Origin of the sequence: Rathayibacter sp. KR2-224 (genome assembly GCF_049446075.1) — a bacterium.
Classification (GTDB): domain Bacteria; phylum Actinomycetota; class Actinomycetes; order Actinomycetales; family Microbacteriaceae; genus Humibacter.
The window spans coordinates 1986571-2006330 of record NZ_JBMSEB010000001.1; the positions used below are offsets into that span (position 1 = coordinate 1986571).

Consider the following 19760-nt stretch of genomic DNA (forward strand, 5'->3'; position numbering starts at 1 on the left):
ACCGCGGGATGCGCAGCGCCCGGCCTGCTGGCCTAGCTTGGCAGCATGAGCGCGAAGTCCGAGACGTTCCTCGAGGTCGACGGGCACGAGGTGCGCATCTCGCATCCGGACAAGGTGGTGTTCCCCGAGCCTGGCCTGACAAAGCTCGACCTCGCCAGCTACTACGTCGCGGTCGCCGACGGTGCGCTCCGCGGAGCGGGCGGCCGCCCCATGGTCCTGAAGCGGTTCGTGAAGGGGCTGTCTCACGAACCGTTCTTCCAGAAGCGAGTGCCGGACGGGCATCCGTCGTACATCGACACCGCCACGCTGCACTATGCGAGCGGCACCTCGGCCGAGGAGGCCGTCGTGCGGGATGCCGCAGGCCTTGCGTGGGTGTCGAATCTCGGATGCCTCGACCTCAACCCGCATGCCGTGCGGGCCGAAGACCTTGACCACCCGGACGAGCTGAGGGTCGACCTCGACCCGATGCCGGGCGTCGACTGGTCGCAGATCGTGGACGCGGCGTTCATCGCGCGCGAGGTGCTCGAGGACCACGGGCTCGTCGGCTGGCCGAAGACGAGCGGATCGCGCGGGTTGCACATCCTCGTGCGCATCGCGCCGAAGTGGGACTTCGCTGCGGTGCGACTGGCTGCCGAGACGCTGGCTCGTGAGGTGGAGAGCCGGGCACCTGGCCTCGCGACCGCGCGGTGGTGGAAGGAAGAACGCGGCGAAAGCGTGTTCGTCGACTTCAACCAGAACGCGAAGGACCGCACCGTGGCATCCGCGTATTCCGTGCGGGCGGTGCCCGACGCCCGCGTCTCGACGCCCTTGGACTGGGACGAGGTGCGGTCGCGCAGGCCGGAGGAGTTCACGGTTCCCACCGTTCTGCAGCGGTTCTCGGAGCGCGGCGACGCGCATGCAGGCATCGACAAGGCGGCCGGCTCGCTTGACGCGCTTCTGGCGCTGGCCGAGCGCATGGGCCCGGCTGAAAAGCCGCCGCGCGCGGGCGACGGCGCGGGACGTCGCGTCTCGGCGATGCCGCTCATCGAGATCGCCCGCACGAGAACGAGGCCCGAAGCACTCGACGCGCTCGAGCGATGGAAAGCTGAGCATGCGGATGCCGCCGCCCACCTGCATCCTGCGGACGAGCTCGTCGACGGCATGCGCGGCTCGAGCTCGCTCTGGTACCGCGTGCGGGTCAACCTGCAACACGTGCCCGAGGGCGAGCGGCCCGCGCAGGGTCCGCTGCTGGCCGACTACGACCCCTGGTCCGGGCGGGAGCGGCCTGGTCGAGCGTGATCGGGTGCCGCGACGGACCTGAGTGCCAGGCCGCGCTCAGGCGGTGATCCGCGTCGGGTTCCGCGTGTCGCGCCACGTGACCGGGGTGTCGCAGGGAATCTCCGCACGAACGCCGGTCGCTGACGCGCTGGAAGGCTGGCTCAGCGCGGGTCCGGCACGACCGGAGGGTGAGACGAGCGCACGACGAGCTCCGGGGTGATCAGGCGGTGACTTGGGGAGTCCGGGTCGGCATCCACGAGCAAGGACAGCACCGCCCCGGCCACCTCCTCGAGCCGTTGATCCACGCTCGAGAACCCCATGGCCTCCGATACTGGGGTGTTGTCGAAGCCGATCACCGGTGTCGCACCGTTCGTCTGCACCACAGCGCCGAGCGCAAGGCCGTCGCTGGCGGCGACGACGGCATCCAGATCGGGCACACGATCCAGGAGGCGCGCGGATGCCTCTCGCGCGGCCGTCACCCTGTCGACCGCCGTCTCGCGCAGCGACTCCAGCCCATCCGCCAGCCCGGCAGCAGTCATGGCGTCGCGCCACCCCGCTTCCCGTTCGCCGCCCGTGTCTGAACCCGACGGCCAGCCGAGGAACCCGATGCGCGTCATGCCGCGCTCCAGCAACGACTCCGTCGCGGCGCGTACACCGGCGCGCCCGTCGACGTCGACCCAGGCATGGCGCGGATCGTTCATGTCGTCGATGCCCCACGGCCTGCCGAAAGTGACGAAGGTCTGACCGTGCTCGATGAGCCACTCCGTGCGCGGATCGTCATGGAACGTGGCGGTCAAGACGAAGGCATCGACATCGGATCCGTCGATGAGACGGCCGAACTGCCTGATCTCGTCCTCTGGCCCGGTCGCAGTGAAGAGCAGGATGCGCAGGCCGACAGCATCCGCGCCCTCCGTGAGCGCGTGCAGGAAGCGGTCGAGGATCGAGCCCGATATGCCGTCGAGCATCGGGTCGAGGCGGATGCCGATGGTCGAGCTCTTCTGCGTGCGCAGCCGGCGGGCCGAGGCGTGCGGTCGGTATCCGAGGCTGTCGATCGCCTGATGCACGCGCTCCCTGGTGTCCGGCCGCACGATGTCCGGCGAATTGAGCACGTTCGAGACCGTCTGACGCGAGACGCCGGCCACACGTGCGACGTCTTGAACGGTAGGCAGCTTGGACATCTGCTGCTCCTCTCCGTCGGTGCGTCTTCGTCGGTGCGGTCGTGGCTCTTGGTGTGTCGGTTCTGGGATCCACCCCTACCCGTCGCCCACACAGTGAACGCGGTCGGCGCTCGTCACCGAGACCGTACCCGCACGCCTGGACGATGAGCGTCACCACCGTCTCGGCGCGCCAAGCTGGTCTCGTTCGTGGGCCGGGCATCGCCTCCACTCACGTTGTCAGCGGAGGCTTGACACGGCATCCCGCGCCGAATTAGTTTGACCGTACACGCATTTGAACGATCAAACCAGCAACGTCGGAGAATTTGATCGTTCAAGAGCCGCGCTGACGCGGAGGTCCCGCAGCGGCGCGGTTCAGCACCAGACCACGCACACGAGGAGTCACACAAATGCAAAGACGCACACGATGGCTGGCGTCGGGCGCGCTCGCGGTAGCCACCGCGCTCGCCCTCACGGCCTGCGGTTCCGGATTCAGCAGCGGAAGCTCGACGAGCGGGTCGCTCACCTCGTCGAAGAAGCCGCTCACGGTCATGATCGGCTCGAGCGGCGACGCCGAGACCAAGGCTGTGACGGATGCCGTCGCATCCTGGTCCAAGTCCTCGGGCACCGGGGCGAAGGTGATCAACACCAACAACCTCGACCAGCAGCTCGCGCAAGGCTTCGCCGCGAAGAAGCCCGCGGATGTCTTCTACCTGTCGACGGGATCGCTTGCGGGCTACGCGGCGAACGGATCGCTGCTCGCGTACGGCGACCAGCTGAAGGACAAGAGCGACTTCTATCCGTCGCTCGTCAAGAACTTCACGTACAACGGCAAGCTGTACTGCGCGCCCAAGGACTTCTCGACGCTGCAACTGATCATCAACAATGACGACTGGAAGGCGGCCGGCCTCACCTCCTCCGACTACCCGAAGACCTGGGATCAGCTGGACGCCGTCGCGAAGAAGCTCAGCACCGACGGCCGCACAGGCCTCGTGGTGAGCGGCCAGTACGAGCGCCTCGGCGCCTTCATGGTGGAGGCGGGCGGCAACCTCATGAACGACGCCAGCACCAAGGTGACGGCCAACAGCGATGCCAACGTCAAGGCGCTCGACTTCGCCAAGCAGATGCTCAACGACGGCGCCATGAAGTTCGCTGCCGACGTGGGAGCCGGCTGGGGCGGCGAGGCGTTCGGCAAGAACCTCGGGGCGATGACCATCGAGGGCAACTGGATCTCCGGCGCCATGCAGACCGACTACCCGAACGTGAAGTACACGGTCGTGCCGCTTCCTTCCGGCTCAGCGGGCAAGGGCACGCTGCAGTTCACCAACTGCTGGGGCATCGCCGCAGACAGCCCCAACCAGAAGGCGGCCCTCGACCTGGTGCAGAAGCTCACGAGCAAGGATGACCAGCTCGGGTTCGCGAAGGCGTTCGGCGTGATGCCCTCCATCCAGTCCGCAGCCTCTGAGTGGAAGAAGCTCTACCCGCAGTTCACGCCGTTCCTCGATGCCGCGTCGTACGCCAAGGGCGTGCCCACGGTGAAGGGCGCATCGGATGTCATCGCCGACCTCGACTCGAAGATCGGGCAGCTGAAGGCGAACGACCCGAAGACGATCCTCGACGCCACGCAGAACAACCTCCAAGCGCTGCTGAAGTAGAGCCGAAGTGGCGACAATGACTGCGACAACGCACGCGCCTCGTCGTGCCGGGTTCGGGGGGATCCGGCGCGGCGAGGCGGCGTCCGGCTGGCTGTTCACAGCGCCGGTGCTCATCATCCTCGGCGTCTTTCTCGTGATCCCCGTGGTCATGGCGCTCTGGGTGAGCTTCTCCGACTGGGGCGGACGTGGAAGCCCGTTCTCGTCGGACGTGCACTTCGTCGGACTCGAGAACTACTCGAAGCTGCTGGCGGGCGGCGGCCTGGCCGAGAGCGACTTCGGCACCTCGCTGAAGAACAACGTCTGGTACGTGATCTTCGTGGTGCCGCTGCAGACCGCGCTCTCGCTCGTGCTCGCGCTGCTGGTGAACAGGGCGCTGCTGCGCGGGCGCGGATTCTTCCGAACGGCGTACTACTTTCCGTCGGTGACCAGCTCCGTGGCCATCACGGTGCTGTGGCTGTTCCTGTTCAGCACAACGGGCACCGTCAACCAGGTGCTCGGCTCGCTCGGCATCAAGGGGCCGAACTGGTTCAACGAGCCGAGCGGGGTCGTCCAAGACGGGCTTGCCACGCTCGGGGTGCACCAGGGGCCGGCGTTCCTCACGCAGAACTCCTTCCTCGGCGTCTCGTTCTGGGATTGGCTCGGCGGGCCGTCGGTCGCCATGTTCGCCTTCATCGTCATGGCGGTCTTTACGACGAGCGGCACCTTCATGCTGCTCTTCGTGGCCGCCCTGCAGAACCTCAGCCCCGACATCGACGAGGCGGCGATGATGGACGGCGCAGGCGGCTGGAAGCGATTCTGGCGGGTGACACTCCCCCAGTTGCGGCCGACGCTGTTCACGGTGCTCACGCTCGGGCTCATCGGATGCTGGCAGGTGTTCGACCAGATCTACACCGGTACGCAAGGCAACCCGGCAAAGACCACTCTCACGCCGGCGTACCTGTCGTACCAGAGCGCATTCCAGAACCAGGCGTGGGGACAGGGCGCAGCCATCGCGTTCATCCTGTTCGTGATCATCGTGGCGTTCACCCTGCTACAGCGCTGGATTCTGCGCGACAAGAAGGTGTCGAGGCGCAGGCAGCTGGCGTACTCGCCCGAGATGGCCGCGCGCACGGCGTCGACCGCGCGGACCACGGGAGGTGGCGCACGATGACGTCGACGCAGACGCAGGCACCGGTCGTGGCCGCTGCGATGGGCGGCAACGGGCATCCGCGTGGAGGCACGGCGCGGCGCGTGAGCGGCAAGATGATGGCCGGTCGCCTCGTGCTGTACGTGGTGCTGATCGCGATCGCGGCGATCTACATCTACCCGTTCCTGATCCAGGTGGTCACCTCGTTCAAAACGGATCCGGATGCCGCGTCGAACGCAGCTTCACTGGTTCCGCAGACCTGGACGACCGCCGCCTACCAGAAGCTGTTCGTCAACTCGGACTTTCCGCTCTGGTTCAAGAACTCGGTGATCGTCACGGTGTTCGTGACCATCGGACGCGTGTTCTTCGACTCGCTGGCCGGCTATGCGCTCGCGCGTCTGCACTTTCGCGGCCGCAACGTTGTGTTCGCGGGCCTCGTCGCCGTGATGAGCGTGCCGCTCGTGGTGCTGCTCATTCCGAAGTTCCTGGTGATCAACACCCTGGGCATCTACGACTCGTACGCGGGCATGATCCTGCCGCTGCTGGTCGACGCCGCGGGTGTCTTCATCATGAAGAACTTCTTCGAGTCCATACCGGCGAGCGTGGAGGAGCAGGCTCGCATCGACGGCGCCGGCACGTTCCGGGTGTTCTGGTCGGTCGTGCTGCCCATGGCGACCCCTGCGCTGATCACGATCGTGATCCTGTCGTTCCAGGGCTCGTGGAACGAGCTCAGCCACTTCATCATCTCCACGCAGAGCCCGCAGCTGACCACGCTGACCAAGGGAGTGGCATCGCTCGCCAGCGGCGCGCTCAGCCAAGGCACCCAATATCCGCTCAAGCTCGCGGCGGCCGCCATCATGACCATTCCGGTCGCCGTCGTGTTCTTCATCTTCCAGCGCCGCATCATGAACACCAGCGAGGGAGCGGTGAAGGAATAGTGACACCGAAGGGAAGCATGCAGCACCATCGTCAACCATTCCTCAACGACCAGATCATCGCCCTCCGGGCACCGACACAGGTGTGGTCCGACCACGGCGGGGACGCCGGATCGGCCCCCATCCACGGGCTGTATCACGGCGATGTGCGAGTTCTCGGCGGCGTGGAGCTGACGGTGGACGGGGAGCGGCCGGAGTGGATCTCGGTGGCGCAGCCTGGGGCATCCGTTGTGACGTTCACGGGCGTTCTCAGGCACCTGGACGGCGAGGGCGCGGACCCTAGGGTGCGCATCGATCGCACGCGCGAGGTGAAGGCGGATGCCGTGCTCGAGCGGGTCGAGATCCGCTCGGCGCGCGACGTGCCCGTGCGCGCCCGGGTCGCCGTGGAGCTGCGACCCGACTTCGCCCCGATGCAAGACGTGAAGGCCGGCATCCGTTCGACACAGGAGTGGACCACCGAAGCCGACACGGCCGGCATCACGTGGACGAGCGGCCCGACGACGGCCACGATCCAGGCCGCGGATGCCTCGCTACGGCCGACGGAGGCGGGCGCGGTCGCGGAGTGGAACGTCGCGCTCGAGCCGGAGGGAACGTCAGTGCTCGAGTGGCGCATCGAATTGAATGACGCCTCGGCGGTCGTCGCGGGCGCCTCGGGCGACTCGGCGTGGCACGATGTCTCGGTCGAGGCGGGCGACACGCGCCTGTCCAGGTGGGTGAACGCCGCGCTGTCCGATCTCGACGCGCTGCGCATGACGTCGTCGCTCGCCCCTGGCGAGGAGTTCCTGGCGGCGGGAGCGCCGTGGTTCTTCACGCTGTTCGGCCGAGACTCCATCTGGGCCGCGCGCTTTCTACTTCCGCTGTCCACGGCGCCCGCCCTGTCGACGTTGCGCGTGCTGGCTGCAGCCCAGGGCACGACCACCGACGCCGAGACGGCTGAGCAGCCGGGCAAGATCATGCACGAGCTGCGCGCGGCGGAGCTCGCGCTGCCTGGCGAGGGCGTGCGGCTCGCACCCCTCTACTACGGCACGATCGACGCGACTCCCCTGTGGGTATGCCTGCTGCACGATGCGTGGCGCTGGGGCGCGCCTGAGGACGGCATCCGCATCCTGCTGCCCAACCTCGAGGCCGCGCTCGAGTGGATGCGCCACCACGGCGACAGCGACGACGACGGCTTCCTCGAGTACGTCGACACGAGCGGTCACGGCCTGGCCAACCAGGGGTGGAAGGACTCGGGCGACTCGATCCAATGGCGCGACGGAACGCTCGCCGAGGGTCCGATCGCGCTATGCGAGGTGCAGGCATATGCGTACGAGGCCGCGGTGCACGGCGCAGACCTTCTCGAGCACTTCGGTCGAGAAGGTGCTGACGAATGGCGCGCGTGGGCGGCAAGGCTCAAGGAGCGGTTCGCGGCGGCGTTCTGGGTGGACGACCCGCAGGGCGGCCGCTATCCGGCCGTCGCGCTGGACGCGAGCAAGCGGCGCGTCGACACGCTCACCAGCAACATCGGTCACCTGCTCGGCACGGGCATCCTCACTGCCGACGAGGAGCGCGAGGTCGCCGATCGACTGGTCTCCGCTCGCCTGGACTCCGGTTTCGGGCTGCGCACCATGGCCACCGACTCCTCCGGGTACTGGCCGCTCAGCTACCACGGCGGCTCGGTGTGGACGCACGACACCGCCATCGCCATCACGGGCCTCGCTCGCGCCGGCATGGTGGAGCGGGCGGACGGCCTCGTCGAAGGCCTGCTTCGTGCGGCCGAGGCATTCGACTTCAGGATGCCCGAGCTGCACTCCGGCGATTCGGCTCGCCACATCAGCTCCCCACCCCCGTATCCGGCTGCCTGCCGTCCCCAGGCGTGGTCCGCGGCAGCGGCGATCGCCGTGCTCGGCACACAGCTCGGGCTGCGGCCAGACGGCGGCGACCTCGTCGCGACGCCCGGCCCTGCGACCGGCCGCATCGAGGCATCCGGGCTGCGGGTGGGCAGGCGGGAGTTCGTGGTGCGAACCGACGGCGAGGCGGCAGAGGTCTCGCCGCGCTGACGCGCGCGGCGGTACGGCTACAGCAGCGCCATGATCTGACGCGCGATGACGCGTCCGGAGCGGTTGGCGCCCAGCGTCGAGGCGTATGGCCCGTATCCGGCGAGAAACACGCGCGGGTCGGTCCACACCTGGCCGGACTCTACCGAGACGCCGCCTTGCTTCTCGCGGAGCTTGAGCGGGGCCAGGTGGCGCAGCTCCGGGCGGAAGCCGGTGGCCCAGATGATGACGTCCGCTGACGTGAACGAGCCGTCGCGCCACCTGACGCCCTCCGGCTCGACCCGCTCGAACATGGGGCGCTCCTTGAGGAGCCCGCGGGAGATGCCCGCCGCGACCCTGCGCGTGAGCGGAACGCCCGTCGAGCTCACGACGCTCGGCAGCATCCGTCCGGCTCGGGCGGCGGCATCCGCGTCGCGCACCACTGCGACGCCGCCTTCGATCGTGCGAACGTGGTCGGTGCTGAAGTCGACGGGGCGGCGGGATGCCCACGAGATCGATGCCGCGACATCCTCCAGTTCGAGGAGAAAGCCGACCGCGCTCGTGCCTCCGCCGACAACGACGACGCTCTGTTCGCGGAACTCCTCAGCCGACACGTACCCGTTCGTGTGCACATGCCGTCCGCGGAATGTACCGGCGCCCGGGTAGTACGGGACGAAGGGCGAGCCCCAGGTTCCCGTGGCGTTCACGAGCACGTGTGTGGCGATCTCGCCCTCGCTGTGCTGCACGACGAGGTCGGCGCCCCGGTTCACGACGGACGTGACACCGACGGGTCGATGCACGTTCAGGCCGAAGTGGTCCTCATACCGTCTGTAGTACCCGGCCACGATGTCTTTGGCCGGCAGCGTGCGGTCGGCGGTCTCGAAGCTGATGCCGAGTTCGGTCATGCCCGGCAGGTCGTTGACCTTGTGCGCGGTGCCGAGCCGAAGGGCATCCCAGCGGAACTGCCAAGCACCGCCCGTGCCAGGACCTCGGTCGACGACCACGAAATCCACGTCGGGCTCGAGCTGGAATCGCCGCAGATAGTAGGCGACCGCGAGGCCCGCCTGGCCGGCCCCGACCACGGTCACCTGGGTGCGAGCGGGGACTGGAGACACGGTATATACCATCATGCGGCACTGGGAACGTGGACCCCGGTTGATCAGGGGCCGCATGCTAAACTTGCCGCTAGTTTTCGTTTCCCGTCCAAAGTCCCGCGCGCGCTTGAATCGCCCCGGGCCTGTCATCGTGAGGGGGTCTCGCATGGGGCGCGGCCGTCAGAAGGCAAAGCACACCAAGATCGCTCGGGAGTTGAAGTCGTACAGCCCCACGGTCGACTACAACCAGCTCGAGCGCGAGCTCACCGGTCACTCGCACGAGGACGACCCGTACGCGGCATGGGCTGACTACGAGGCAGAAGCCCCGCGCGACGACGACTTCGAGCACCAGGAGCGCTCGGCCGGCTGAGTCGTGGGCGGCAAACGCGACGCGCATCCCGAACGGGGTGCGCGTTTTGCGTTGTCGGCGGCCCTGACGACCGCCGGCCGGGTAGCACGCGAAGCCCGCACCGCCGGTTGGGTAGCACGCGAAGCCCCGCACCGCCGGTTGAGTAGCACGCGAAGCGCACGTATCGAAACCCGCCCAGCTCCGGCTCAACCGGCCGTGACATCCCCAGCTGTCGCGAACGTCTGCAATCCCGTCACCCGCAAGAGGTCGAGCCGCGCCTCGTCCGCGCTGCCCGGCGTGACGGTGTAGACGACGATCCGCAGGTCACTTCCCGGTGCCGCCAGCACATCGCAGTCCACCGTGATCGGGCCGGCAGCGGTGGGGGTGATCGTCTTTCGGCTCGACCTGTGCTCCGCGACCCGCGCCTGACTCCACCGGCGTTCGAATTCCGCAGACTCGGCGCGCAGCCGCGAGACCAGGTGCACGAGGCTGTCGTCGTGTGGGTACCGGCCGAGCGCCGATCGAAGGTCAGCGGCGAGATCGCTCGCGAATTCCTCCTCGTGCTCGTCGTCGTACTCGATGCCCTCGTGTCCCCGGGTGAAGTACCGCCAGACGAGATTGCGGTCCATGCCCACAAAGCGGGATGGGTCGCCCGTCACGGCCGCCCAGAGCGGATTCCACAGCAGGATGTCGTGGGTCGCCGTGAAGACGGCCATCGGCACGTCGCTCAGTCGGTCCACGATGCGCTGCACGCCCGGGCCGATGTGCCGCGGAACCAGGCCGCGGTCCGGCGGCGCGGCTCCTGCGACCCGGTAAAGGTGGTCGCGCTCGCTGTCGGACAGCCTCAGCGCCACGGCAAGTGCCGCGAGCAGTTGCGGAGACGGATTCGTCGCGCGCCCCTGCTCCAGGCGAACGATGTAGTCGACGCTCACACCGGCCAGGGCTGCAAGCTCCTCACGTCTGAGCCCCTTCGCACGTCGCCGCCCGCCCACGGGCATCCCGACGTCGGCCGGGCCCAGCCGAGCGCGCCAGGATCTCAGCACGCTGGCGAATTCGCTCATGAAGACAATCCTGCTGCGTCGTCGCCACGCGATCGTGGTACTGGCGGTCCCACCGTTCGAGCATGCCTGGGTGATTGCGCGCCCCGGTCGCAACCTGAACTCATGACAACGACACTCATCACCGGGGCCAACAAGGGTCTCGGTCTCGAAACCGCCCGCCGCCTCATCGACGCGGGCCACATCGTCTTCGCCGGAATGCGCGACACGGCAAGCGGTGACGCCGCACGCGCTCTCGGAGCCCAACCCGTGCAGCTCGACGTCACCGACCAGGCGAGCATCGATGCGGCGATCGGAAGCCTGCCCGAGCTCGATGTGCTAATCAATAACGCAGGCATCCTCGGTAGCAGCCTGGGTATCGACGATCTCGATCCCGCCGCGATGCTCAGCGTGCTCGACACGAACCTGATCGGTCTCGTGCGCGTCACCCAGGCGGCTCTGCCGCTCCTGCGGCAGTCCGGCAATCCGGTCATCGTCAACGTCGCGTCCGGTGTCGGCTGGCCGCGTTTTCTCGTAGCGGAGGATCACGACGAGTTCGCCGTTCGAGGCATCCCGTACGCCGCGTCCAAGGCGGCGGTCATCGCCCTCACCGTGCAGTACGCGAAGGACCTGCCCGAATTCTGCATCAATGCCAGCGATCCCGGATACACCGCGACCGACCTGAACGGCCACAGGGGCCACCAGAGCGTCACCGAGGGAACCGACGCCACCGTGGCCCTTGCCCTGCTGTCGGCCGACGGGCCGACGGGCGAGTTCCACGACCGGCACGGACGCATCGAGTACTGAGCGGGGTGGGGCCGGCGCTACTCAACTCGCGGCAGCCAGCCTGGCGATCTCCTGCCCGGATCGCACCGCATCCGTCTCGGCGTTCTGCTTGAGTTCGGCCGCCACGTCGGTGAAAGCATCGAGGGCCGGATTCACGCCGACCAGGGTGAACGGGCGCTGCACGACACGCAGGTCAAGACCCCAGACGTCTTCGAGCACGCGGCGCAGCCACCCTGTGGAGTGGTCCCACCCCTCCTTCGGCGAGCCGGGCACGTAATTCCCACCGAGAACTGTGACCAGGGTCGCGGGCTTGCCGTTGAGCGCCGTGCCCTGAGGATCGATGCGAGGATCCGTGTACGCAAGATCGAACCAGGTCTTGAAGTGCTGGGAGACCCCGTAGTTGTACAGGGGAACTGCGAACACGAGCGCATCAGCGGTGATCACCTCGTCGGCGATCTCGGTGGCAAGGGCGCGGGCAGCGCGCTGGCGGTCCGTTCGCTCGGCCTCCTCGACGAAGCCCGAGGTCACGACGTCAGCCCACGCGGTGGCCGGAACCGGCTCGACGGCGAGGTCACGTCGTACGACGTGCGAGTCGGGGTGGGTCGAGAGCCACTCGGCCTCGACGAGGTCGGCCAATGACCGGCTCGCCGACGTCGCTGGCAGGATGCTGGCATCAAGACGGAACAGCTGCATGATTTCTCCATTTCGTGATTAACGAGTAACTCTTAAAAAGAGAGTACCTCCGGAGAACCTAGCACTTGTTACGATGGACGCATGGCATCGATCGAGGAGGAGCACGGCACCTGCGACGCGGCCGTGACCCTCGCGTTCTCGGTGCTGGGCAAGCGCTGGAACGGCATGATCGTGTCGGCCCTCGGCAACGGCGCCAGCACCTTCGGCGGCCTGCGGGTCGCGGTGCCCGGCATCAGCGACGCCGTGCTCTCCGACCGTCTCGCCGAGCTCGCCGACGCCGGGCTCGTCACTCGTGCCGTGTCACCGGGGCCGCCCGTCGCGGTGTCGTACACCCTGACCGACAGCGGCGAAAGGCTCCTGCCGATCCTCGACCAGCTCGGGCGCTGGGCGGCCGGCAACCTTTCGGCGAACGTGCAAGCCTGACCGAACCCCCTAGCGGTACGCGGTTTCGATACGCGCCTTCGGCGCTACCCAACCCGCGGTAGGGCGGTTCCTTCGGCGCTACTATCCCGCGGTGGGCGCCCTACAGCCAGCCGTTGGCGGATGCCTGCGCGGCGGCATCCGCTCGGTTACGGGCTCCGGTCTTGCCGATGGCCGCGGACAAGTGGTTGCGCACCGTGCCCTGCGAGAGGTGCAGTTCCCTTGCGATCTCGTTGACGGTGCCGCCTCGTGCTGCCACCCGCAGCACCTCGGTCTCACGCTGGGTGAGCGGCGAGACACCGGATGCCAGCGATTCGGCCGCGAGCGCGGGATCCACGACGCGCAGCCCCTGCGCGACTCGGCGAACGGCATCGGCAAGCTGCGCAGCAGGCGTGTCCTTCACCACGAAACCGCTCGCTCCGGCCTGCATGGCGCGGCGCAGGTATCCGGGCCGGCCGAACGTCGTGACGATGAGCGAGCGGCACTGCGGCAGGCTGTTGTGGAGCAGTTCGGCCGCAGCGAGACCGTCGAGACCCGGCATCTCGACGTCGAGCAGGGCTACCTGCGCGTTCGAGTCGCGTGCAGCGTCGAGCACCTCGTCGCCGCGTCCCACCTGGGCGACCACCGTGAGGTCGGGCTCGAGTTCGAGCAGTGCGGCGAGCGCACCGCGTACGAGCGCCTGGTCGTCGGCGAGCAGCAGCCGGATCGGATCGCTCACGACACTCCTCGCACTGGAACCCGAACGATCACGTGCGTGCCGCCGTCTTCGCCCGGCTCGATCCGAACGGCTCCGCCCACCTTCGCCACGCGCTCGCGCAGGCCGACAAGGCCGTGCCCGTCTGCTGATTCGCTCGCCGGTCCGGAGGAGCGAGCTGCGATGGCCGAGCCGGGCATCCCTAGGCCGTCGTCGCCGATGATGATGGCCCGCTTCTCGAGCGCCACCCAGCAGTTCTTCGCTCGCGCGTGCCGCACCACGTTCGTGACGGCTTCGCGTAGCACCCAGGCGAACGTCTCGCGCAGCTCGGGCGCGACGACGTCGGCGGATGCCGGCAGGTGCGGCACCACGTCGGCCGCGACGAGCGCGGCGTTGGCCGCCGACAGCTCGGTCTCGAGCGTCATCGCGCGGTACCCGGCGACGGATGCCCGCACATCGGCGAGCGCGGCGCGCGCCAGCCGCTCGATGTCGGCGAGCTCCGCCTCTGCGCGTTCCGGATCGCGCGCGACGAGCTTGCGGGCGAGCTCGCTCTTCACCGTGACCACCGTGAGCGAGTGCCCGAGTACGTCGTGCATATCTCGTGCGAAACGCTCGCGCTCGTCAACGACCGCGAGTCTCGCGATCTCGCCCTGGGCATCCCGCAGCCGCCTGATCGCCTTGATCTGCTCTCCGAAGGTCAGCATCATCACCGAGATGGATGCCGTGAGGGCCATCGCGTACCAGTAGTCGGCGAACGAGTCGGTCGCGCTGACCACCACGAGTTGCGCCAGCAGCACGACCGCGATGGTGACGACCGTGAAGGTCGCCGGCAGCCAGCTCATCGCCGCCATGATCGGCACGTAGAGCCACAGCCACACCGTGTTCACACCGATCAGCGGGATCGCAAGGCACGTGTAAGCGAGGAAGGCCGTGTAGGCCACGGCGGCAATCTGCCACGGCCTGCCCCACAGGAGCGGCGGTAGCACGACGTACACCACGCCGAGTACGACGACGTGGATCGTGAGGAGCGTTGCCGACACCGGATTCGCGCCGCTCACCCACGTGAGGATGATCGGGATCGCGAGGTAGGCGAGGCCCCACAGCGATCCGAAGTACCACCTGCGCGCGCCGGGTGAGCGCAAGCGCAGCGCGACGGCCTCCCGCAGCACGGCGAACGGATGCCTGCTGCCGGGCATCCGTTCGCTCTGCGTCACGTCCATCAGCGTAGGTGCGGCCGTCACTGCCGTGCCGCATCCCTCCGATAGCGCCAGACGATGACTGCTCCGAGCACGACGGTCCAGGCGAGGAGGACGAGCATGGGCTCGAGCACGTCGCCGGAGAGGTGGGCGCCCATCTGGCCGAGGCGGTTCAGCCAGTACGACGGCACGACCTGGGCGATGTTCGTCATCCAGCCGGGCAGGATCGACAGCGGAACCCAGAGTCCGCCGAGGATGGCCATGCCGAGGAAAATCACCATGAACAGCGGCTGCGCGTACTGCGGCTTCGCGAACTGGCCGATCAGGATGGCGATCAAGGCGAACGGGATGACGCCGAGCCAGAGCCCGAGCGCTGCCATGGCCCAGCCGCCGAAGCTGAGCGACGAGTGGAAGACCAGCACAGAGATGACGATGAGCGCGACGATGCTGACCAGGGCGATGAGGAGTGCGGCGGCGACCTTTGAGATGAGGTAGCCGACCCCGCTCAAGGCGGTGAGACGCAGTTGACGGTTCCAGCCGACCGAACGCTCGGTGACGATCGTGAACGACTGGCCGAGCGCCGCCATCATGCCGCCGTATCCGGCCATCTGCACGGTCGTAACGATGATCCACGGCAGCCCGGTGACCCTGTCGAACGCGCCGTTCGCGCCGTAGACGCCGCCGAACAGCAGCAGCATCGCCAGTGGCACGGCGAAGGTGAAGACGAGCGAGCGCACATTCTTCAGCTGACGCAGGGACTCGAGTCCCAGGTAGGCGATGCTCATGAGGGATCTCCGATCGTTGCGGTGCCGGCGGCCGACGCGGTCAATGCGAGGAACGCGTCATCCATGGAGTGCGCGGTCACCTCGATGTCGTGAATGTCGCGGTGGTTCGAGAGCAGGGTGCGCAGCGCGGCGTCCGAGTCGTCGCTCACGAGGGACAGCACGTCGCCTCTGCGCTCCACACTGCGCACGCCGGGCAGCTCATACAGCTCGGCCTCGACGGCCGGCGTCCATTCGAAGTCGAAGGATGCCCTGATGCGCCTGCCCGACACGACCGCCTTCACCTCGCCCGGGGTGCCGTCGGCGACCACGCGCCCGCCGGCCATCATGACGATGCGGTCGGCGTAGGCATCCGCCTCGTCGAGGTAGTGCGTGGCGAAGACGACCGTGCGGCCAGCATCCGTGAACTCGCGCATGGACTGCCAGAACGTGCGGCGCGCCTCGACGTCCATGGCGGCGGTCGGTTCGTCGAGGAACATCAGGTCGGGGTTCGAGACGATGGCCACGGCGAACCGCGCCCGCTGCGCCTGCCCGCCGGAGAGCTTGCTGACCTTCTGCTTGGCGATCTCGGTGCACTTGGCGCGAGCGAGCGCTTCGGACACCGGCATCGGATGCCTGTGCGCCGCCGCGACGAGCGCGACCGCCTGCCCGACGGTGAGGTCGGGCAGCAGCGCGCCGCCCTGGAGCATCGCGCCCACGCGTCCGGCGCTGATCGCCGCGCGCGGTGCGTCGCCGAACAGGACCGCGGTGCCCTCCGTGGGCGTTGCGAGCCCGAGGGCGAGGTCGATCGTTGTGGTCTTGCCTGCACCGTTCGGCCCGAGCAGCGCGACCACCTCGCCCGCGCGGATGGTCAGGTCGATGCCGTCGACGGCCCTGATGGCCCCGAACGTCTTACGCAATCCGGTGAGCTGGATGACGGGCGGCCGCACGCCGGTGGCGTGGCCGGCCCGCGCCTGAGTGGCTGGTGTCGTGTTCACGCTTCTATGCAAGCGGCCCGCGGATGCCAGTGCCTCGGCCGTGCATCACGTTGCGCGCGTGACATTTGTCACCCACCACTCCGCTGCCCGGACAACCACCGCCTGGGCACTCACCACCCGCGCGCCCACCACCCGCGCGCCCACCACCGGACACGCGCCCGCCGAAAATCGGAGATCTGCGGGGCAGGCCGGCGTGCCGGCGCCCCTGCTGGCGTGTCGCGGCGAATCTCCGATTTTCCGCGGGTCTGCCTGCGGCGCGCCTAACCTTCCGGCGGCCGGCGGGCCTCAAGCAGGATGCGCGAACTGTGGCAGACGAAGGCGCCGTCGCGCTCGATGATCCGGTGGATCTCCAGGAGACGGTCTCGGTACCGCTCGACCGTGAAGCCGGGGACGGTCCAGATCACCTTGCGCAGAAAGTGCACGACGGCCGCGACGTCGAAGAATTCGATGCGGGTGCGCTCCTCGCGCAGCTGCACCACCTCGAGGCCGGCCTGCACCGCCTGCTCGCGCAGCAGCTCGATGCGCGGCACGGCACCGCTCGGCTGCGGCCCGAGCAGGAACTCGTACAGCTCCGCGTTCGATCGTTCGCCGATCTGCTGCGAGAGGTACATGCCTCCGGGGCGGAGCACGCGCGCGATCTCGGCGAGGTTCTCGTTGCCTGGCACCGGATGCCTGCTCAGCGCGAGCGCGAAGGCCGCGTCGGCGAATGGCAGCGGGGCATCCTCTGGCGACTCCGCGACGATGCCGCCGAACGGGGCGAGGGCCGCACGGGCGATCGGCACGTTGGGTCCCCACCCCTCGGTGGCGGCCACGGCGGACGGCGCGGGATCGGCGCCGGAGAGGATCTCGGCGAAGACCTCGCCGCCGCCGGTCTGCACGTCGAGCGCGCTGTCAGCGCCGCTCGCGCGAACGGATGCCAGGCGCGCGTATCCCCAGCTCGGGCGCTGCTCCGTCGCACGACCGTGGAACCACGAGAAGTCCCAGCCCTCCGTGGGCACGGCCTCGCCCTCGGCGATCAGCGCGTCGAATGTCACGTCCACGAGGCACGAGTCTGCCAGGTGCATCCGGCCCCCATAAGGGGCACGAACGGGTGTAGGCTCCCATGCTGCGGATGAAACGATTCATCCATGGAATGCAAGGGAGCAGTTCGTGGAGTTGGGGAAGCAAGGGTTGTCTCGGCGTTCGGCGCTTGGGCTCTTCGGCGCGGTGACAGCTGGTGCGGTCGTCGCCAATACGGGTGCTGGCGCTGCGGCGCACGCCGCCGGTGAGGCTCCCCCAGGACCTGGCGACGTCAGTGTCGCCATCGGCGGTCGCCCCGCCTCGGTGGGAAGCTACGCGTTCCCCGGCCAGGTGCCCTCGCTCGTGCTCGACAACGGGCTGGTGACCTTCACGTTCGGCCGCGACGACGCGGCGGGTGGCGTCGTGACCGGCTGGACTGACACGTCGATCACGGCCACTTCGGTCCTCGTGGACGGCACAGAGCTCGCGCACAACCTCAACGGCGTCGACCCTCGCGATCCTGATCGCCAGCATTCCCTCTACATCGACGCGAGCGGCGGCAAGACTCGTCTCGTGTGCACCGAGGTGCGCGTGCTGCGGGCATCCCGCGACCTCGTCGAGGTGGCGTTCCTGGACACGACGAGCACGCCTCTGCAGCACGAGCACCACCTGATCATGCGACGGGGCAAGCGCGGGCTGTACGGATACGACATCGTGACGGCTGCCGCGGCCACCTCGATCAACGAGGTGCGCATGAACACGCGCTGGGACCGCGCCATGCTCGACAACGCGTACAACTGGGAACGCGGGAGCGGCAAGCAGCCCACATATGCCTATCTCGCGACCCAGCAGCAGGTGCAAGACGAGACCTGGCGGGTCGACGGCGTCAACAACCCGAGCCTGCCCTCGCCGCAGGACAACTCGGGCAACCTTCCGCCCGGCTCCGTGTACACGAAGTACAACTGGAGTCTGTATCACCACGAGAACCCGATGTTCGGCCACTTCGGTCACGGATTCGGCGCATGGCTCACGCCGCTCGGCGGCGTCACGGAAGAGACACTGTGCGCGTTCTACGGTGTCGGTCCGAACCATCAGGACCTCGCCATCCATCAGGACGCGCTCATCCTCAACTACTTCGGCGCGAATCACTACGGCCTGCCGAGCTATCAGCTCGGCCAGGGCTATCGGCGCCTCTACGGGCCCTGGTACACCCACATCTCAACGGGCGGAACGGATGCCGAGGTCATCGCCAACGCAGCCGCCGCGGCTCAGACGGAGATCGCCGAGAACCGCGCAGGCGCGTCATGGATCGTCGACGACCTCTACCCGGAGCCGAGCGATCGCTCCCGCGTCACCGGCACACTCCGTCTCGCAGACGGCCGACCGGCCGACGGCTTCTACGTACTGCTGTCGACCCAGACGGTCGCGGATGTCTACACCATCCACGAGCCCACGTACTGGGTGAAGACGGCAGCCGACGGGACGTTCTCGCTGCCAGGCATCCCGCCCGCCTGGGTTCCCGGCACCAAGACGCCCGGCACGTACACCTTGTACGCGTTCGCGTCCAAGGGTTCGGTCGTGGAGCAGTACCAGCAGACCGGTGTCACGGTCGCCGGCAGGACGACCGATCTTGGGACCATCACGTGGACTCCGACGAACAGGTCGACATTCCTCTGGCAGCTCGGTCGCGCCGACCGCAGCAGCCAGGAGTTCGCCTTGGCGACGAAGTCTCCCGTGCACTCGGAACCGCGTGCGTACGAGAAGCCGAGCGACGTGCCTGGCGCGCTGACGTTCACCATTGGCGAGAGCTGGGAACCCACGGACTGGTACTACGCCCAGACCCAGGGCGGCACGTGGACGGTGTCGTTCAGCCTCGACCGCGAACTCACGGGCACCGCGTACCTCACCGTTGCTACCGCGATGCAGCAGGGCGGTCGTCCCACCGTCGTGGTGAACGGGGACAGCTCGGTGGTCACCGGGTCACTGCCGAACAACAACGACTCGACAATCGCTCGCCAGGCTGACCGCAGCGGCTACCCACGCACCGCCGTACTGACGTTCCCGGCCGGCGCACTTGTGGTCGGGACGAACACCATCACCTTCACACGCGGGAACGGCACGGCCGCCGGCAACGGCCTCGGATGGGACACGATCCTGCTCGAAGTCGACGAGGGCCGCGACGTCGGCGACGCCGAGCTCACGGCCACGGTCGACCTCGTCGCGAAGGAGCGCAACAGCAAGGGCACGTGGCGGGTCACGGTGAAGAACACCGGAGCCGCGGCCGCAGGCGATGTGCGCTTCGACTCGGTGCAGTGGCGTGCAGACGGCAGAGGGCAGGTACGCGGCCTACCGGCGGTTGCCGGCCGGGACCCGAACAAGTTCCCGGTGCCGGTCAGCGCAAGCATCCCTCCCGGTGGTTCCGCAACAGCGGAGATCGTCGTGGACGCCAGCGGCGTGCTCGGGGGAATCGGGTCAGGTGTCGAGATCGGAGTGACTGCGAACGGCGGTCGCGCGCGTACGACCGTGACCGGCAAGAACGGGCCAGGCGCCTGATCCGCGGCGCTCACCGCTTCACTGCGGGGGCCGGCGTC

Annotated in this window: 18 protein-coding genes; 9 read left to right on the top strand and 9 right to left on the bottom strand. The window is 68.2% G+C overall.

Going from position 1 to position 19760, the window contains the following annotated elements; genetic code table 11:
• Positions 1-45 precede the first annotated feature (45 nt).
• Entirely contained in the window at positions 46-1278 is a 1233-nt protein-coding gene (gene ligD, locus ACO2Q7_RS09040; protein WP_423355275.1) for a non-homologous end-joining DNA ligase, read from the top strand.
• 140 nt (positions 1279-1418) lie between these two features.
• Here the strand turns inward: ligD and ACO2Q7_RS09045 are convergent, their stop codons facing one another.
• Complete coding sequence (locus ACO2Q7_RS09045) at positions 1419-2435, bottom strand: LacI family DNA-binding transcriptional regulator (RefSeq protein WP_423355276.1); 1017 nt, start codon at positions 2433-2435, stop codon at positions 1419-1421.
• Between the two features lie 386 nt (positions 2436-2821).
• Between ACO2Q7_RS09045 and ACO2Q7_RS09050 the strand changes: the two genes are divergently transcribed.
• The 4 genes from ACO2Q7_RS09050 (at position 2822) to ACO2Q7_RS09065 (ending at position 8166) form a co-directional block, all read left to right on the top strand.
• Positions 2822-4066 carry a sugar ABC transporter substrate-binding protein gene (locus ACO2Q7_RS09050; RefSeq protein WP_423355277.1) on the top strand — a complete coding sequence of 415 codons (1245 nt, stop codon included), beginning with the start codon at positions 2822-2824 and terminating at the stop codon, positions 4064-4066.
• Positions 4067-4082: 16 nt separating this feature from the next.
• Positions 4083-5216 (top strand): carbohydrate ABC transporter permease, encoded by a 1134-nt coding sequence (locus tag ACO2Q7_RS09055; RefSeq protein WP_423355278.1) that lies wholly within the window; start codon positions 4083-4085, stop codon positions 5214-5216.
• A gap of 92 nt (positions 5217-5308) precedes the next feature.
• A complete protein-coding gene (locus tag ACO2Q7_RS09060) occupies positions 5309-6130 on the top strand; it encodes a carbohydrate ABC transporter permease (RefSeq protein ID WP_423355996.1) in 822 nt (273 codons plus the stop codon).
• A gap of 17 nt (positions 6131-6147) precedes the next feature.
• The gene (locus ACO2Q7_RS09065; RefSeq protein WP_423355279.1) at positions 6148-8166 is read left to right on the top strand and encodes a glycogen debranching N-terminal domain-containing protein; all 2019 of its coding nucleotides are present in this window, start codon (positions 6148-6150) and stop codon (positions 8164-8166) included.
• Positions 8167-8183: 17 nt separating this feature from the next.
• Here the strand turns inward: ACO2Q7_RS09065 and ACO2Q7_RS09070 are convergent, their stop codons facing one another.
• Positions 8184-9257 carry an NAD(P)-binding domain-containing protein gene (locus tag ACO2Q7_RS09070; RefSeq protein WP_423355280.1) on the bottom strand — a complete coding sequence of 358 codons (1074 nt, stop codon included), beginning with the start codon at positions 9255-9257 and terminating at the stop codon, positions 8184-8186.
• A 145-nt stretch (positions 9258-9402) separates the two neighbouring features.
• On the opposite strand from ACO2Q7_RS09070, the gene ACO2Q7_RS09075 reads away from it, so the two are divergent.
• Positions 9403-9606 (top strand): DUF3073 domain-containing protein, encoded by a 204-nt coding sequence (locus tag ACO2Q7_RS09075; protein ID WP_423355281.1) that lies wholly within the window; start codon positions 9403-9405, stop codon positions 9604-9606.
• 185 nt (positions 9607-9791) lie between these two features.
• Here the strand turns inward: ACO2Q7_RS09075 and ACO2Q7_RS09080 are convergent, their stop codons facing one another.
• Positions 9792-10646: a helix-turn-helix domain-containing protein gene (locus ACO2Q7_RS09080; RefSeq protein ID WP_423355282.1), complete on the bottom strand. Its 855-nt coding sequence runs from the start codon at positions 10644-10646 to the stop codon at positions 9792-9794.
• Positions 10647-10748: 102 nt separating this feature from the next.
• Here ACO2Q7_RS09080 and ACO2Q7_RS09085 point away from each other — a divergent pair, with 102 nt between their 5' ends.
• Entirely contained in the window at positions 10749-11429 is a 681-nt protein-coding gene (locus ACO2Q7_RS09085; protein WP_423355283.1) for an SDR family NAD(P)-dependent oxidoreductase, read from the top strand.
• Positions 11430-11450: 21 nt separating this feature from the next.
• Here the strand turns inward: ACO2Q7_RS09085 and ACO2Q7_RS09090 are convergent, their stop codons facing one another.
• Complete coding sequence (locus ACO2Q7_RS09090; RefSeq protein ID WP_423355284.1) at positions 11451-12101, bottom strand: FMN-dependent NADH-azoreductase; 651 nt, start codon at positions 12099-12101, stop codon at positions 11451-11453.
• 81 nt (positions 12102-12182) lie between these two features.
• Between ACO2Q7_RS09090 and ACO2Q7_RS09095 the strand changes: the two genes are divergently transcribed.
• Positions 12183-12524, top strand: coding sequence for a winged helix-turn-helix transcriptional regulator (locus ACO2Q7_RS09095; RefSeq protein WP_423355285.1), 342 nt, complete (start codon positions 12183-12185; stop codon positions 12522-12524).
• Between the two features lie 100 nt (positions 12525-12624).
• Here ACO2Q7_RS09095 and ACO2Q7_RS09100 read toward each other — a convergent pair whose 3' ends face one another.
• From ACO2Q7_RS09100 to ACO2Q7_RS09120, 5 genes are all read right to left on the bottom strand, one after another.
• A complete protein-coding gene (locus ACO2Q7_RS09100; protein ID WP_423355286.1) occupies positions 12625-13239 on the bottom strand; it encodes a response regulator transcription factor in 615 nt (204 codons plus the stop codon).
• Positions 13236-14429 (bottom strand): sensor histidine kinase, encoded by a 1194-nt coding sequence (locus tag ACO2Q7_RS09105; protein WP_423355287.1) that lies wholly within the window; start codon positions 14427-14429, stop codon positions 13236-13238. The genes ACO2Q7_RS09100 and ACO2Q7_RS09105 overlap by 4 nt, the downstream gene beginning before the upstream one ends.
• A 23-nt stretch (positions 14430-14452) precedes the next feature.
• Positions 14453-15196 (bottom strand): ABC transporter permease, encoded by a 744-nt coding sequence (locus tag ACO2Q7_RS09110; RefSeq protein WP_423355288.1) that lies wholly within the window; start codon positions 15194-15196, stop codon positions 14453-14455.
• Positions 15193-16170, bottom strand: coding sequence for an ABC transporter ATP-binding protein (locus ACO2Q7_RS09115; protein WP_423355289.1), 978 nt, complete (start codon positions 16168-16170; stop codon positions 15193-15195). The genes ACO2Q7_RS09110 and ACO2Q7_RS09115 overlap by 4 nt, the downstream gene beginning before the upstream one ends.
• A 260-nt stretch (positions 16171-16430) precedes the next feature.
• Positions 16431-17210: an SAM-dependent methyltransferase gene (locus tag ACO2Q7_RS09120; RefSeq protein ID WP_423355290.1), complete on the bottom strand. Its 780-nt coding sequence runs from the start codon at positions 17208-17210 to the stop codon at positions 16431-16433.
• Between the two features lie 130 nt (positions 17211-17340).
• Here ACO2Q7_RS09120 and ACO2Q7_RS09125 point away from each other — a divergent pair, with 130 nt between their 5' ends.
• On the top strand, positions 17341-19722 hold the full coding sequence (locus ACO2Q7_RS09125) for a polysaccharide lyase family protein (RefSeq protein ID WP_423355291.1): 2382 nt from the start codon (positions 17341-17343) through the stop codon (positions 19720-19722).
• The last annotated feature ends 38 nt before the right edge of the window (positions 19723-19760 follow it).